Below are 13,769 nucleotides of genomic sequence, written 5' to 3' on the forward strand. Positions count from 1 at the left end.
CTTCGCGACTCCAAGATTGCCATACTCAGGCACGCGTTCTTGACCACGAGGCCGTGAATAATCACCCGGTGTGGAAAAACTACCTGGGTGGGGTATCTTCATCGAATGGGAACTATCCAATACGGCAGCGGCAGTGAGATCCACATCGAGGACCGTGCCCTCGCGCACCTCAAGGTCGCGATCTCGACGAAGCTGCGCCGCAACGAGAGCTTCACGCTCTCCTGGCGGCACCCCGACGGCGACACCCCCGGACGGTCCACGATCTGGCTGCATCCGTCAATCCCGCTGCGCTTCATCTTCGATGACGTCGAGACGCCGGACCTCAATGCCAAATGGCTGCAGGCGCTGATGATCGAAGCGAGCTCCTCCGGCGGAATCTCGCTCACCGACGAGGTCACTGACGGCCCAATGGAGCTCGTGCCCGGCGCCGCCGGCGCCACGACCTAACCCGTGCCGCCTAGTCCTGGCCCCCGTCGAGCATCCGTGCTCGGAGGGGGTCTTTCGCATGCCGCCGGCTGACGAGCCGGGTGGGAATCGGCGCCCGGCTGAGGGCTTATCTTTTCTTTATGGGAAAGCTCGAGTACAACAGTTCGCGTCCTCCGATCGAGGTTGAGGACGCACTTTTGGCGCACTTGAAGATCGTCATCGCGACGAAGCTGCGCCGCCAGGAGAGCTTCATGATGACCTGGCCGTCGGGATTGAAGCGGCCCGGGCGACTGTCTACTTGGATGCACCCCTCGATCCCGATGGTGATCGAGTTCGATGACGAGCAGCCCACGAAGATCGACCCTGTGCGCGTGAGCGCCATGATGGAACGGCTCAACGCCCGTGGTGAGCTCGTCCTCGACGACTTCACCTCCAACGACAGAGGCTAGGGCGAGTCAAGCACCGCGGGGTCGGTGGTCACGAACAGCGCGAGAGCAGCCGCCGATCCGTGCCCAAGGACCTCGGGAGTGTGCGGGGCAGGCAAGGACCGGCGGTGCTGGCCGAGAGCGATCCAGGGTTCGAGGCCGGGGAGCGTGCGCAACGCCGCGCAAAGGACGGCGGTGTGCTCGTCCTCGAAGTAGCCGACCCAGGTGCCGACAGCCTCGGCGAGCACGTCGTCTCGGTCGCCGGCGGCCGCGCGGAGCTCGGCGATCACTGGTGCCGGGTCGGTGGTGTACCGGTTGCGGGAGCAGATCGCGTCAAGGGCGATGCTGAGCTCCACCGTTGGGGAGAGGCCTCGAGTGGGCATGGCCGGGTGTCCTTCCTCCGGCCGAGAGGATTCGAGTCTACGTCGTGGCTACGACGTCAGGTAATGGTGAGGTCCGGGTCGCCTGCCTGGCCATCCTCGAACTTCACATTGCAAATCATGGACTTCCGGACTTCCTTACCGTCCTCCGAGTAGGTGAACTTCCCGGCCGCGGTGAAGAGCGCGTTCGCATCGTCCTCGTCGCGCTCGTCGGTGATCCCTGCCTCGTAGAGTGCATCCCCCATGTTCGCGGCTTCGACATCGACCAAACTGATCGACGCCCCAACCTGCTCCTCGGCTGCTTTCTTGCAGGCGTCGAGAGCTGCGTCGGCTCGACTCGCGGAGCATCCGGCGAGCAGGAGCGAGGAGGCGATGAGCGCGATGCCAGCCACAGCGATACGAGTCTTCATGCTGGCGAGCATAGCGGCCACGCAGACCCTCGCGCCTACGGCTTTCGGCTGCTTTTCGCGCGCGGGTGTGCATAGTTATACCCCGTGTTGACCGCCCACGCCCCGCGCACGACATCGGCGATCGCTACATGCAGCCGCGAGCCGTCCGGCAGCGATGCATCGACGAACGGCTGCCCGATGTCCACCCGCCGCCCCGTCGCCTGCAGCATCCTCTCCACCAGATCCCGCACCGTCGCCTCGTCCCACCGCAGCGCCGTCCGCTCCGCGACACCACCCCGCGCCGTGTGCACGGCACCATCGCCGTTGACCCACACCTCCTCGATGCCCGGGTCGTCGAGCAGCGGCTGCAGAGCACCGAAGCCACTCACCGCCGCCAGCACGTCCCGCACGCACGCCGCCTCGTCCTCGACCAGCACGCCGCCCCGCGCGAGCGCCCGATCATCGTGACGCCGCACCTCCGCCTGTGTGATCTCCCGCGCCCGCTCGGGATCGGTCGCCGGGTCCACCGCCTCGCTCCGCAGCCGACGCCGCACGAGGTCGGCGATGATCGACGCGGGCTGCTCCATCCCTGCATCCTCGCAACGATCACCTCCCGGCCCGCGGAGTTATCCACACCCCATCCGCCGCCTCCGAACGGAGGCCGTCCGGCACCCGGTACCGTGCAGGCATGAAGCGGTTCACTGTCTCGAGCGGCCTCCTCGGCGTTCTCCTCCTGTCCGGCTGCACCAGTGGTCCCGATCTCCTGCAGTGCCAGAGCGTGGCCGCCGTCGACACCGAACTCGAGGCCTACTTCGCCCAAGACACGGTCGGCGGTACGGCGAGTCCGGAGCAGACCGAGCGCCTGAAGGAGTTGGCGGACGAATACGCCGATCTCGACGTCGACGGCGAGGTACAGGAGGCTGCGACGGCCGTGAGCGACGACCTGCGCGCGCTCTACGATTACCGCGTCGGCGTCCAGAACGGCGACGACGCGGACCCCGACCGCGAACAGGAACTCCGCCGGACCGCGATCGATACGTTCGTCGAGGGACAAGCCGTCTGCATCGAGAGCTCCTCCTGACGCCGCCGTATCGAGCCGCCCGCCCCTGTGTCAACCGGTACGTCCCCCGTCGTCGCGCTCCCTAGGCTGAGGAGCAGACCTGCGAGGAGACGACGTGCACCGCGCCACACCAGCCGCCCCCGAACCGACCCTGAGCGTGGTCATTCCGGTCAAGGACGACGCGGCGGAACTGCAGCGGTGTCTCCGCGCCCTCGCGCGGCAGACGCTCCCGCCCGACGAGATCATCGTCGTGGACAACGCCTCGACCGATGAGTCGGCCGCCGTGGCTGCCCGGCACGGTGCACGGGTCGTGCGGTGCGACACCCCGGGCATCCCCGCGGCGAGCGCGACCGGATACGACGCGGCGACGGGCGACGTGATCCTGCGACTCGACGCGGACGGTGTCCCGGGGCCGCGGTGGATCGAGACGATGGCGACCGCATGCACACGCGATCCGCGGGTCGGCGCCTGGACCGGCGGTGCGCATTTCGTCGACGGCCCCCGGTTCCTGCGCCGGCCCCTCGCGGCGGCCTACCTGCTGTCCTACGTCGTCGTATGCGGCTCTGCCCTCGGCCACGCACCACTGTTCGGGTCGAACCTCGCCCTCCGCCGCTCGACGTGGCTCGCCGTCCGCGATCGCGTGCACGGCGACGCCGCGCTCCACGACGACCTCGACCTCGCCTTCCATGTCGGCGAACGCCACCGCATCCGCTGGCTCCTGCACACCGACATGGGCATCTCCATGCGCCCGTTCGGCAGCGGCCGCTCCTTCGCCCGCCGGGCCTGGATCGGCGCCCGCACCGTCCTCGTGCACTGGCCGGAGGACTTCCCTCCTGTGCGCTGGGTGCGGCTCGTGCTACGCCGCGCACTGCACCGGCTCGGCGTTCCCGCGCCCGGAGCCCGCCGATGACCGCCCCGCTCCTCGGAACACCATCCGCCACCGAGCTGCACGTCATGTCCCTCAACATCCGCCGCGACCTCGGTGCCCTCGCCTGGCCGCGCGCCGACCGCTGGGAGATCCGACGCCCCCGGCTGACCGCGCTCCTGCGCACCGAGCGGCCGGACGTCCTCGGTATGCAGGAGGCCCTTCCCGCGCAGGCCGCCGCCGTCTCCGCCGCGCTCGGCCCGTCGTTCCGCCGCGTCGGCCACGGCCGCCTCCCCGGACCCCGCGGCGAGGGCTGTCCCCTCTTCTACGACGCCGACCGGCTGGAGCTGCGCACCTGGCGACAGGTCGCGCTCTCCCTCACCCCCGATCGCCCCGGTTCCCGCTCCTGGCTGAGCGTCGCGCCGCGGGTGGCGGTGGAGGCATCCTTCCGCGACCGCCGCACGGGCGCTCCCGTCACCGTGCTCAACACCCACCTCGACGCCTTCTCGCCGTGGGCGCGACTCCGTCAGGCCCAGGCGGCGCACGACCTCGCCGCCGCCTCTGCGACACCCGTCATCCTCCTCGCGGACGTCAACGCCGCCGCGGGCTCGGCACCGTGGCGCGCCCTGGAAGCCGACGGCGTCCTCCGCGATTCGTGGACGGCCGCCGTGTCCCGCCGCACCCCCGCCTGGAGCACGTTCGCCGGCTATCGGACGCCCCGCCGCGGACGCCGCATCGACGGCATCCTCGTCTCCCCCGCGCTTCCCGTGCGCCGGGCCGGCATCGATGCGCGGCAGTATGGAGGGGGCTGGCCGTCGGATCACCTCCCCCTGCACGCCCTGATCGATCTCGCCCCGCCCGCCGCTGCCACACCCGAGGAGCCCGCATGAAGGAGGACTTCCTCCGCCCGCCGCAGTCCGTGGCGGAGTACGGCGCCGACGCCGTCCGGGTGATCGGCATCCTCAGCGTCCTCGTCGCGGCGATCTGGTCGACCCCGACCGACGCCGGCATCCTCGCGCTCGCTCTTCCCGCCCTCATGCTCCCCCGCGTCCTCGGGATGCGCGGCGGCATCGACCTCACGATCGGCCTGATCGTGCTCATCGCGGCGGCGAGCAATGTGTTCGACCTGTACCGCACGCTCACCGGGTGGGACCTCGTCGTGCACTTCGTCTGCACAGGCGCCCTCGCCGCCACCGGCTACCTCGTGCTCTCCCGCCTCGGCATCGTCACCGCGCAGGAGTCGCCGGCGTTCCGACCGCGCATCCCGATCGTCCTCTGCACCGTCATCGGGCTCGCGGCCAGCGCCGTGTGGGAGATGATCGAGTGGGCGGGACGCACCTTCATCACCGACGAGATCTTCGTCACCTACGAAGACACCATCGGCGACATGGCGATGGGCGGACTCGGTGCGCTCGCGGCGGGAGTCCTCGTCGCCGTCGTCCGGCTGGAGCGTCATCGCCCTGCGTGACGGCGCGGAACTGCGGGACGATCCCCAGGGTCGAACAGCGCGCGGGTCAGTAGACTGAAGCCACCGCGCGGGAGTGGTGGAATTGGCAGACACGCAGGATTTAGGTTCCTGTGCCCCAGGGCGTGTGGGTTCAAGTCCCACCTTCCGCACGACGGGTGCTTCGGCGCCCGCATCGCTCCACCGCCGACACCTCACGACCGACGGGAATCCCGCCAGTGCTCGAAAGCATGCTGCACGCCCCCACCGCGCTCATCCCGTGGCTCGATCCGCAGACGATCATCGGGGCGGCGGGTCCGTGGGCGCTCCTCGTGGTCTGCTTCATCATCTTCGCCGAGACCGGTCTGCTGGTCGGCTTCCTCCTGCCCGGTGACACGCTGCTCATCATCGCGGGCCTGCTGACCCACACGAGCAACGTCTTCGGCGTGAACATCTGGGTCGTCTCGCTGCTCATCGCCCTCTCGGCGTTCATCGGCGGCGAGGTCGGCTACGTCATCGGGCACAAGGGCGGCCCCGCGGTGTTCGAACGCAAGGAATCCGGCCTGTTCAGCAAGAAGAACGTCGAGCGCACCAACGCGTTCTTCGAGCGCTTCGGCGGCCTCACCGTGATCCTCGCGCGCTTCGTTCCGATCGTGCGCACGTTCGCTCCGGTCGCCGCCGGCGTGGGCCACATGCCCTGGCGGCGCTATTCGCTCTACAACTTCATCGGGGCGATGATCTGGGGCTTCGGCCTCACGATGGTCGGCTACCTCATCGCCTACATCCCGTGGGTGCGAGACCTCGTCGTCGAGTACATCGACATCATCCTGCTCATCGCCGTCGGCGGCACAGCGATCGTCACCCTGTGGCACTACCTCACCGAGCGCCGCAAGGCGAAGAAGGCCGCGGCCGCGGGCGAAGACGTCGTGACCGACCACGAGGAGGCGGAGGAGCTCGTCCTCGACGCCGACGTGTTCGACCGGGCCCCCGACCTCGACGGCGACGGCAAGCACTGATCCCGTCGCGGGTCAGCCCGCGTTCTTCGAGCGCTTCTCCTTGGAGCGGGCCACGCTCGCGCGCAGCGCCTCCATCAGGTCGATGACCTCGCCGCCGTCCGCCGCCTTCTCGCCGTCGCCGCCGAACGTCTCGGCCACATCGAACGTCTCCCCGGCCTCGATCTTCGCGTCGATGAGGGTGCGGAGCTCCTTCTGGTACTCGTCGACGAACTCCTCGGGATCGAAGTCGGCCGAGTAGCTGTCCACGAGCGAAGACGACAGCTCCAGCTCCTTCTTCGAGATCCGCACGTCCTCGTCGAGGGACGGGAACTCCGCCTCCCGGACCTCGTCCGACCACAGGAGCGTCTGGAGCACGAGCACCTTGCCCCGCACGCGCAGGGCGGCGAGCCGCGTCTTCTGGCGCAGCGTGAACCGCACGATCGCGGTGCGGTCGGTCTGCTCCAGAGTCTTGCGCAGCAGCACGTACGCCTTCGGCGACTTCGAGTCGGGCTCCAGGTAGTACGGCTTGTCGAGGGTGAGCGGATCGACCTGTTCGGAGGGCACGAACTCCACCACGTCGATCTCGCGGCTCTTCTCCGCCGGCAGCGCGGCGAGGTCGTCCTTGGTGAGCACGACCGTCTGCCCGTCGTCGACGTAGGCGCGGTCGATGTCGGAGTAGGCGACCGTCTCGCCGCACACCTCACACGTCCGCTGGTAGCGGATGCGGCCGCCGTCCTTGTCGTGCACCTGATGCAGCGGCACGTCGTGGTCCTCGGTCGCGGAGTACACCTTGACCGGCACGTTCACCAGCCCGAACGTCAGGGCGCCCTTCCAGATCGTCCTCATCACACCAGTAGACACCAGCCCCACCCGTCACGACCACCCCTTGACTACGCTGGCTCCATGGTGGGAGAGGCGCAGGTCGTGCAGGTCGACGGCCGACGACTGCGCGTGACCAACCTCGACAAGGTCGTCTATCCGGAGACGGGCACGACCAAGGGCGAGGTCATCGCCTACTACACCGCCATCGCGCCCCTGCTCCTGCCCCTCCTCGACGGCCGCCCGGTCACCCGCAAGCGCTGGGTCGAGGGGGTCGGCACCGCCGCCGCCCCGGAAGACTCCTTCTTCACGAAGCAGCTCGAGCCCGGGGCTCCGGACTGGATCCCGCGGCAGGACATCCAGCACTCCGACGGTCCCAAGGCGTATCCGCTGGTGGAGGACGTGCCCACGCTCGTGTGGCTCGCGCAGGTCGCCGCGATCGAGCTGCACGTGCCGCAGTGGCGCTTCACTCCCGAGGGCCTGCCTGGCCGCCCCGACCGCCTCGTCCTCGACCTCGACCCCGGTCCCGGCGCCGACCTCGCTCAGTGCGCCGAGGTCGCCCGGATCGCCAGGACGCTCCTCACCGGCATGGGCCTCGACCCCCTGCCCGTGACGAGCGGCAGCAAGGGCATCCACCTCTACGCGTCCCTGCCCGGCGAGCAGACCAGCGCCGAGGTCTCCGCCGTGGTCAAAGAACTGGCCCGCATCATCGAGAACGACCACCCGGACCTGGCGACGAGCGTCATGTCCAAGGCCGTGCGCGGGGGCAAGGTGTTCCTCGACTGGAGCCAGAACAACGGCAAGAAGACGACGATCTCCCCGTACTCCCTGCGCGGGCGCGCCCGCCCCGGCGTCGCGGCGCCGCGCACGTGGGAGGAGCTCGACGACCCGGGGCTCGCACACCTCGAACTGGACGACGTGCTCGCACGCGCGGCTGCGGGATTCGACCCCCTCTCGTCGCTCCGCCCCGACGCTCCGGCACTGCCCTCGAACGCGCCCGCCTCGACCCCGGCTCCCGCGATCCGGGCGGCGGCCCCCGCCCCCACCCGCCGCGGACGGCCCCTCGCCGCGCCCGCACCGTCACCCGCCGGGGCCACCCTCCCCTCCCTCGCCCCGATGCTCGCCGAGAACGGCACCCCCGCGATCGCTCGAAACCTCAGCACCCCGTCCTGGGTGGAGGTGAAGTGGGACGGCATCCGTGCGATCGGCACCTGGCGCGACGGGCACATGTCGCTGCACGCCCGTCGCGGCACCGACATCACCGCCCGCTACCCCGAGCTGACGGCCGACGGCGCCCCGTTCCTCCCGGTCGACGAGGCGATCGTCGACGGGGAGATCGTCGCCTTCGACAGCGCCGCCCGGCCGAGCTTCTCCCTGCTGCAGAACCGCATGCACCTCACCCGGCCCCGGGAGATCGAGCGTGAGGTGGTGCGCACACCGGTCGTGTACATGCTGTTCGACCTGCTCCGTCTCGACGGCCACGACCTCACCGGGATGCCGCTCCGCGAGCGCCGCACGCTCCTGGGTGACATCGTGGCGGGAGTCGACGCGCCCATCCAGGTCCCACCCGTCTTCGACGACGTGGACGCGGCACTGGCGGCGAGCGAGGAGTTCGGTCTGGAGGGCGTCGTCGTGAAGGATCCGGCGTCGCGGTACCGCGCCGGCCAGCGCTCGCCCTCCTGGCTCAAGCTCAAGAACACCCGCATGCAGGAGGCGGTGATCGTCGGTATCCGCCCGGGAAAGGGCGAGCGGGAGGGCACTCTCGGCTCTCTCCTCCTCGCGGTCCCGGAGGGCGGCGACCTCCGCTACATCGGCCGCGTGGGCACCGGATTCACCGACCGGATCCTCCGCGATCTCCTCGCCCGCCTGGAACCGCTGCGCGTGCCGCGCGCACCGCTCGACAGAGTCCCCCGACCCGATGCCTCCGACGCCCTGTGGGTGCGCCCCGAGCTCGTGGGCGAGGTGGAGTTCGCGAACTGGACGCCGGACGGCATCCTCCGGCACGCGCGTTGGCGAGGTCTGCGCCCGGACAAGACCGTCGACGAGATCACCGTCGAGGCGTGAGCGGCACGCCGCTCACGCGTGGTGCGGTTCGCAGTCGCTCTGCTCGGCCGGCTCGATCTGGAACGTGGAGTGCGCGACGTCGAAGTGATCCGCGAGGCACGCCTGCATCTCCGACAGCAGCGCCGCCGAGCGGCCGTCCGCCAGCAGGTCCGGTCGCACGCTGACGTGCGCGGTGAAGACGGGCGCCCCGCGGGTGAGCTGCCACACGTGCACGTCGTGGACCCCGACGACGCCGTCGTAGCCGAGCAGGTGGGTGCGGATCTCGCCGACGGCCATGCCCTTCGGGGCCGACTCGGCGAGCACGGAGAACACCTCCTTGAGCAGCACGAACGCCCGCGGGATGATCATCGCCGCGATGAACAGCGAGGCGAGCGCGTCGGCCGGCATCCAGCCCGTCACGAGGATCACGCCCGCCGCGATGATGACCATGAGCGAGCCGAGCAGGTCGCCCATCACCTCGAGGTAGGCGCCCCGCACGTTCAGGTTCGTGCGCTGGGCCCGGCTGAGCAGCCACATCGACACCGCGTTGGCGACGAGGCCGACGACCGCGACGACGAGCATGAGCCCGCCCGCGACCTCGACCTCGGAGGGGTTCAGCAGCCGCTGCACCCCCTGCACGGCGACGACGGTGGCGAGGGCGATGAGGATGACCGCGTTGATGAGGGCACCGAACACCTCGGCCCGCTGGTAGCCGAACGTCCGGCGGTCGTCCGCAGGACGCGCCGCAACGGTCGCGGCGATGAGGGCGATCACGAGCGCCGAGGCGTCCGTGAACATGTGCGCGGCGTCCGCGAGCAGCGCGAGCGAGCCCGTGAGAAGGGCTCCGACGACCTGCACGATCATCACGGTCGCCGTGAGGGTCAGCGAGATCGCGAGCAGGCGACGGCTGCTCGCCGAACGGAGACCGCCGGGCGCGGGCGCGTGATCGTGCATGCCCCCAGGCTAGCCCGGCATCGGGTGCGGAGAGGCCGTTTCCGCCTAGTCGGGAACAGTAACGATTCTCACCGTCAGCAGGGGTTCTTCTGCGGGATCCTCAGAGCGCGGCGAGCAGCGGCACGAGCGCCGTGAAGGCGCGGGCGCGATGCGACTGCGACTGCTTCTCCTCCGCCGTGAACTCCCCCACGGTGCGCTCCGCGCCGTCGGGCTGGCCGCCCGGGATGAAGATCGGGTCGTAGCCGAAACCGCCGCCCCCAGAGGCTTCGTGGGCGAGGCGTCCGGGCCAGATCCCCTCGACGACGTGCTCGCGACCGTCCGGGAGGACGAGGGCGATGGTCGAGGTGAAGTGCGCCGAGCGATGCGGGTCGGCGATGTCACGCAGCTGGTCGAGCAGCAGCTCCAGATTCGCCGTGGCGTCCTTCTTCTGTCCTGCCCAGTACGCCGAGAACACCCCGGGCGACCCGCCGAGCACGTCCACGCAGATGCCGGAGTCGTCGGCGAGCGCCGCGAGGCCGGTGTGCGCGGCGGCCGCTCGCGCCTTGAGGAGCGCGTTCTCGGCGAACGTCACCCCGTCCTCGACCGGCTCGGGACCGTCATAGCCGACGACCTCCAGGTCGGGCCGCGTCTGCTGGACGATCTGCTGGAACTCCGCGACCTTGTGCGGGTTGTGGGTCGCGAGGACGACGCGCATGCTCAGGCTCCCGCCAGAGCGGCAAGCTGCCGGTCCTTCAGCTCCGCGCAGCCGGCGACCCCGAGGTCGAGGAGCGCGTCGAGCTCGCGCTTGTCGAACGGCGCTCCCTCGGCCGTGCCCTGCACCTCGACGAACAGGCCGCGGCCGGTCACGACGACGTTCATGTCGGTCTCGGCCCGCACGTCCTCGACGTAGGCGAGGTCGAGCATGGGCTCCCCGTCGACGATGCCGACCGACACCGCGGAGACCGAGTCGAGCAGCGGCGTCGAGTTCTTGCCGATGAACTTCTTGTCCCGGCCCCATTCGATGGCATCGGCCAGGGCGACGTAGGCGCCGGTGATCGCCGCCGTGCGAGTGCCGCCGTCGGCCTGGAGCACGTCGCAGTCGATGACGATGGTGTTCTCGCCCAGCGCCTTGGTGTCGACGACGGCGCGGAGAGCGCGTCCGATGAGGCGGGAGATCTCGTGCGTGCGGCCGCCGATGCGCCCCTTCACGCTCTCCCGGTCGTTGCGGCTGTTCGTCGCGCGCGGGAGCATCGCGTACTCCGCCGTGACCCAGCCCTTGCCCTTGCCGGTGAGCCACCGGGGCACGCCGTTCGTGAACGAGGCGGTGCACAGCACCTTCGTCCCGCCGAAGCTGATGAGAGCCGAGCCCTCGGCCTGCGCGCTCCAGCCGCGCTCGATGGTGATCTCGCGGAGCTGCGAGGTGGAACGGCCGTCGGCGCGGACGATGTCGGTCATGTGCTTCTCTCGGTCGGGGATGGAGCGACGGGCTCAGCGCGCGTCGAGGGCGGAATCGGGAAGCGTGATGACGCCGGTCTGGACGAGCTGCACGTCGCGCACCTCACGGCCCATGAGCCGGTTCGCGAGCGCCGTGAAGTCATCGGCGGAGGCGCCCGTGGCTTCGTAGACGTAGCTCGCGGTGGCGTCGGGCGGCGCCAGCAGATCGCCGCGCACGAGCTGGCGGTACACGTCGCCCGCGGTCTCGTCGTCGCTGGAGACCAGGGTCACGCCCTCCCCCATGACGTAGCTGATGGCGCCACGGAGGAACGGGTAGTGCGTGCAGCCGAGGACGAGCGTGTCCACGTCGGCCTCCCGCAGCGGCGCGAGGTACTCCTCGGCCACGGCGAGCACCTCGGGGGTCCCTGTCACGCCGGCCTCGACGAACTCGACGAACCGGGGGCAGGCCGCCGTGAACACCTGCAGGCGCTCGTTCACCTCGAGCATGTCCTGGTAGGCCCGCGAGCCGATGGTGCCGACGGTGCCGATCACGCCGACGCGACCGTTCCGCGTCGTCGAGACCGCACGCCGGACGGCCGGACCGATCACCTCGACCACCGGGACGTCGTAGCGCTCGCGCGCATCGCGCAGCATGGCCGCGGAGGCGGTGTTGCAGGCGATCACGAGCATCTTCACGCCCTGGTCGACCAGCGTGTCCAGCACTTCGAGCGCGTAGCGGCGCACGTCGGCGATGGGCTTGGGGCCGTACGGCGAGTGCGCGGTGTCGCCGATGTAGACGAACGATTCGCGGGGCAGCTGGGCCCGGATGGCCCTGGCCACCGTGAGCCCGCCGACACCGGAGTCGAAGATCCCGATCGGCGCGTCGTTCATGACCCCCAAGCCTACCCGCGTGCGCGGCGCCGCGTGCATCGCGGCGCTCACTAAGCTGAGCGCATGACCACGTCGACGGCGCTGCTCACCGACCGTTACGAGCTCACGATGCTCGCCGCCTCGCTCCGGGACGGCACCGCGTCCCGACCGAGCGTCTTCGAGCTCTTCTCCCGGCGTCTCTCCGGCGGACGCCGTTTCGGCGTCGTGGCCGGCACCGGGCGGCTGCTCGGGTTGCTCCGTGACTTCCGCTTCGGGGACGACGAGCTGCGCTTCCTCCGCGACGAGCACGTCGTCGACGCCGAGACCCTCGCCTCCCTGGAGCGCTACCGCTTCACCGGGACCATCCGCGGCTACCGCGAGGGCGAGCTCTACTTCCCCGGGTCGCCCATCCTCACGGTCGAGGGTTCGTTCGCGGACGCGGTGGTCCTGGAGACCCTGGCGCTGAGCGTGCTCAACCACGACTCCGCCGTCGCCACGGCCGCCGCGCGCATGAGCATCGCCGCCGGGGAGCGGCCGCTCGCCGAGATGGGCTCGCGCCGCGCGGCGGAGCGCTCCGCCGTGGCCGCGGCGCGGGCGGCCTACATCGCCGGCTTCGGCGCCACGAGCAACCTCGAGGCCGGTCGCTCCTGGGGCATCCCGACCATGGGCACCGCCGCCCACTCGTGGACCCTGCTGCACGACAGCGAGGAGGACGCCTTCCGCGCGCAGGTCGAGAGCATGGGCGTGGACACCACCCTCCTCGTGGACACCTATGACATCCGCACCGGCGTCGAGACCGCGATCCGGGTGGCCGGGACCGGGCTGGGCGGCGTCCGCATCGACTCCGGCGACCTCCCGATCGTCGCCGCAGAGGTGCGCGCACAGCTCGACGAGCTCGGCGCCACCGAGACCCGCATCACGGTCACGAGCGATCTCGACGAGTACGCGATCGCCGCTCTCGCCGCGTCGCCCGTGGACGCGTACGGCGTGGGCACGTCCGTCGTGACGGGTTCCGGATATCCCACCGCGAGCATGGTCTACAAGCTCGTGGCCCGGCAGGATGCCGACGGCTCGTGGATCGGGGTCGCCAAGGCATCCGCCGACAAGGCCTCGTTCGGCGGCCGCAAGGCGGCGTTCCGCACGCTCAGCGACGGAGTCGCCGCGGCGGAGACGGTCGTCGTCTCCGACGGGTTCGAAGCACTCGACACGCCTGCCGAGCACCCGGACGGACGCCCGCTCCAGGTGACCCTCGTCGACGGCGGGGAGATCGACAGCGCCTTCGAGGGTGCTGCAGGGACCGCCGCTGCCCGCGCACACCACCTGCGCGTCCGCGAAGAGCTGCCGGTGCGCGCCCTCGCGCTCAGCAAGTCCGACCCCGCGATCCCGACGGTCTACGTCGAGGCCGACTGACCGGGGTCAGCGGACCATCGACTCGTAGATCTCCTTGCACGTCGGGCAGATCGGGAACTTCTCGGGGTCGCGGCCCGGCGTCCACTTCTTGCCGCAGAGGGCGCGGACGGGCTTGCCCGTGATCGCCGACTCGAGGATCTTGTCCTTCTTGACGTAGTGCGAGAAGCGCTCGTGGTCGCCCGGTTCGATGTTCTCCTCGCGGAGGAGTTCTTCCAGTTCGCGATCAAGCGTTGCCACGCCGCCCTGATCGGGGCTGTCCAGCGGAGTACTCATCCC

General features: G+C 70.3%; 18 protein-coding genes and 1 tRNA gene. 10 read left to right on the forward strand and 9 right to left on the reverse strand.

Annotated elements, in window-relative coordinates; genetic code table 11:
- The first annotated feature begins 105 nt into the window (after nt 1-105).
- Both IZR02_RS11230 and IZR02_RS11235 read left to right on the forward strand, forming a co-directional pair.
- Nucleotides 106-447 carry a DUF7882 family protein gene (locus tag IZR02_RS11230; protein ID WP_217316471.1) on the forward strand — a complete coding sequence of 114 codons (342 nt, stop codon included), beginning with the start codon at nt 106-108 and terminating at the stop codon, nt 445-447.
- A 119-nt stretch (nt 448-566) separates the two neighbouring features.
- On the forward strand, nt 567-875 hold the full coding sequence (locus IZR02_RS11235) for a DUF7882 family protein (protein WP_217316472.1): 309 nt from the start codon (nt 567-569) through the stop codon (nt 873-875).
- On the opposite strand, the gene IZR02_RS11240 is transcribed toward IZR02_RS11235, so the two are convergent.
- The 3 genes from IZR02_RS11240 to IZR02_RS11250 are packed head-to-tail and all read right to left on the reverse strand — an operon-like array spanning nt 872 to nt 2,207.
- Nucleotides 872-1,234 (reverse strand): hypothetical protein, encoded by a 363-nt coding sequence (locus IZR02_RS11240; RefSeq protein WP_217316473.1) that lies wholly within the window; start codon nt 1,232-1,234, stop codon nt 872-874. The genes IZR02_RS11235 and IZR02_RS11240 overlap by 4 nt on opposite strands.
- Before the next feature lie 56 nt (nt 1,235-1,290).
- Nucleotides 1,291-1,641 carry a hypothetical protein gene (locus IZR02_RS11245; RefSeq protein WP_217316474.1) on the reverse strand — a complete coding sequence of 117 codons (351 nt, stop codon included), beginning with the start codon at nt 1,639-1,641 and terminating at the stop codon, nt 1,291-1,293.
- Nucleotides 1,642-1,676: 35 nt separating this feature from the next.
- The gene (locus tag IZR02_RS11250) at nt 1,677-2,207 is read right to left on the reverse strand and encodes a Flp pilus assembly complex ATPase component TadA (protein ID WP_217316475.1); all 531 of its coding nucleotides are present in this window, start codon (nt 2,205-2,207) and stop codon (nt 1,677-1,679) included.
- Between the two features lie 101 nt (nt 2,208-2,308).
- Here IZR02_RS11250 and IZR02_RS11255 point away from each other — a divergent pair, with 101 nt between their 5' ends.
- From IZR02_RS11255 to IZR02_RS11280, 6 genes are all read left to right on the forward strand, one after another.
- Nucleotides 2,309-2,701, forward strand: a complete 393-nt coding sequence (locus IZR02_RS11255; RefSeq protein ID WP_025105308.1) for a hypothetical protein — start codon at nt 2,309-2,311, stop codon at nt 2,699-2,701.
- A 94-nt stretch (nt 2,702-2,795) separates the two neighbouring features.
- Entirely contained in the window at nt 2,796-3,590 is a 795-nt protein-coding gene (locus tag IZR02_RS11260; RefSeq protein ID WP_025105309.1) for a glycosyltransferase family 2 protein, read from the forward strand.
- Nucleotides 3,587-4,435 (forward strand): endonuclease/exonuclease/phosphatase family protein, encoded by an 849-nt coding sequence (locus IZR02_RS11265; RefSeq protein WP_025105310.1) that lies wholly within the window; start codon nt 3,587-3,589, stop codon nt 4,433-4,435. The genes IZR02_RS11260 and IZR02_RS11265 overlap by 4 nt, the downstream gene beginning before the upstream one ends.
- Nucleotides 4,432-5,013, forward strand: a complete 582-nt coding sequence (locus tag IZR02_RS11270; protein ID WP_025105311.1) for a hypothetical protein — start codon at nt 4,432-4,434, stop codon at nt 5,011-5,013. Before IZR02_RS11265 ends, IZR02_RS11270 begins: the two co-directional genes overlap by 4 nt.
- 67 nt (nt 5,014-5,080) lie before the next feature.
- Nucleotides 5,081-5,162: transfer RNA gene (locus tag IZR02_RS11275), tRNA-Leu, on the forward strand.
- Nucleotides 5,163-5,240: 78 nt separating this feature from the next.
- Complete coding sequence (locus tag IZR02_RS11280; RefSeq protein ID WP_217316601.1) at nt 5,241-6,005, forward strand: DedA family protein; 765 nt, start codon at nt 5,241-5,243, stop codon at nt 6,003-6,005.
- A 12-nt stretch (nt 6,006-6,017) separates the two neighbouring features.
- On the opposite strand, the gene IZR02_RS11285 is transcribed toward IZR02_RS11280, so the two are convergent.
- A complete protein-coding gene (locus tag IZR02_RS11285; RefSeq protein WP_025105313.1) occupies nt 6,018-6,830 on the reverse strand; it encodes a Ku protein in 813 nt (270 codons plus the stop codon).
- A gap of 57 nt (nt 6,831-6,887) precedes the next feature.
- Here IZR02_RS11285 and ligD point away from each other — a divergent pair, with 57 nt between their 5' ends.
- On the forward strand, nt 6,888-8,867 hold the full coding sequence (ligD, locus tag IZR02_RS11290) for a non-homologous end-joining DNA ligase (protein ID WP_025105314.1): 1,980 nt from the start codon (nt 6,888-6,890) through the stop codon (nt 8,865-8,867).
- A gap of 12 nt (nt 8,868-8,879) precedes the next feature.
- Here ligD and IZR02_RS11295 read toward each other — a convergent pair whose 3' ends face one another.
- The 4 genes from IZR02_RS11295 to murI all read right to left on the reverse strand — a co-directional run bounded on the left by IZR02_RS11295 (nt 8,880) and on the right by murI (nt 12,104).
- On the reverse strand, nt 8,880-9,800 hold the full coding sequence (locus tag IZR02_RS11295; protein ID WP_025105315.1) for a cation diffusion facilitator family transporter: 921 nt from the start codon (nt 9,798-9,800) through the stop codon (nt 8,880-8,882).
- A 100-nt stretch (nt 9,801-9,900) separates the two neighbouring features.
- Entirely contained in the window at nt 9,901-10,494 is a 594-nt protein-coding gene (gene rdgB / locus IZR02_RS11300) for an RdgB/HAM1 family non-canonical purine NTP pyrophosphatase (RefSeq protein ID WP_029989975.1), read from the reverse strand.
- A gap of 2 nt (nt 10,495-10,496) precedes the next feature.
- Nucleotides 10,497-11,234, reverse strand: coding sequence for a ribonuclease PH (gene rph / locus IZR02_RS11305; RefSeq protein WP_025105317.1), 738 nt, complete (start codon nt 11,232-11,234; stop codon nt 10,497-10,499).
- Nucleotides 11,235-11,267: 33 nt separating this feature from the next.
- A complete protein-coding gene (murI, locus tag IZR02_RS11310) occupies nt 11,268-12,104 on the reverse strand; it encodes a glutamate racemase (protein ID WP_025105318.1) in 837 nt (278 codons plus the stop codon).
- A gap of 63 nt (nt 12,105-12,167) precedes the next feature.
- Between murI and IZR02_RS11315 the strand changes: the two genes are divergently transcribed.
- The gene (locus IZR02_RS11315; RefSeq protein WP_025105319.1) at nt 12,168-13,493 is read left to right on the forward strand and encodes a nicotinate phosphoribosyltransferase; all 1,326 of its coding nucleotides are present in this window, start codon (nt 12,168-12,170) and stop codon (nt 13,491-13,493) included.
- A gap of 6 nt (nt 13,494-13,499) precedes the next feature.
- Here IZR02_RS11315 and IZR02_RS11320 read toward each other — a convergent pair whose 3' ends face one another.
- Nucleotides 13,500-13,766, reverse strand: coding sequence for a DUF3039 domain-containing protein (locus IZR02_RS11320; protein ID WP_025105320.1), 267 nt, complete (start codon nt 13,764-13,766; stop codon nt 13,500-13,502).
- Between the last annotated feature and the right edge of the window lie 3 nt (nt 13,767-13,769).

This window comes from Microbacterium paraoxydans, assembly GCF_019056515.1.
Taxonomy (GTDB): Bacteria; Actinomycetota; Actinomycetes; order Actinomycetales; family Microbacteriaceae; genus Microbacterium.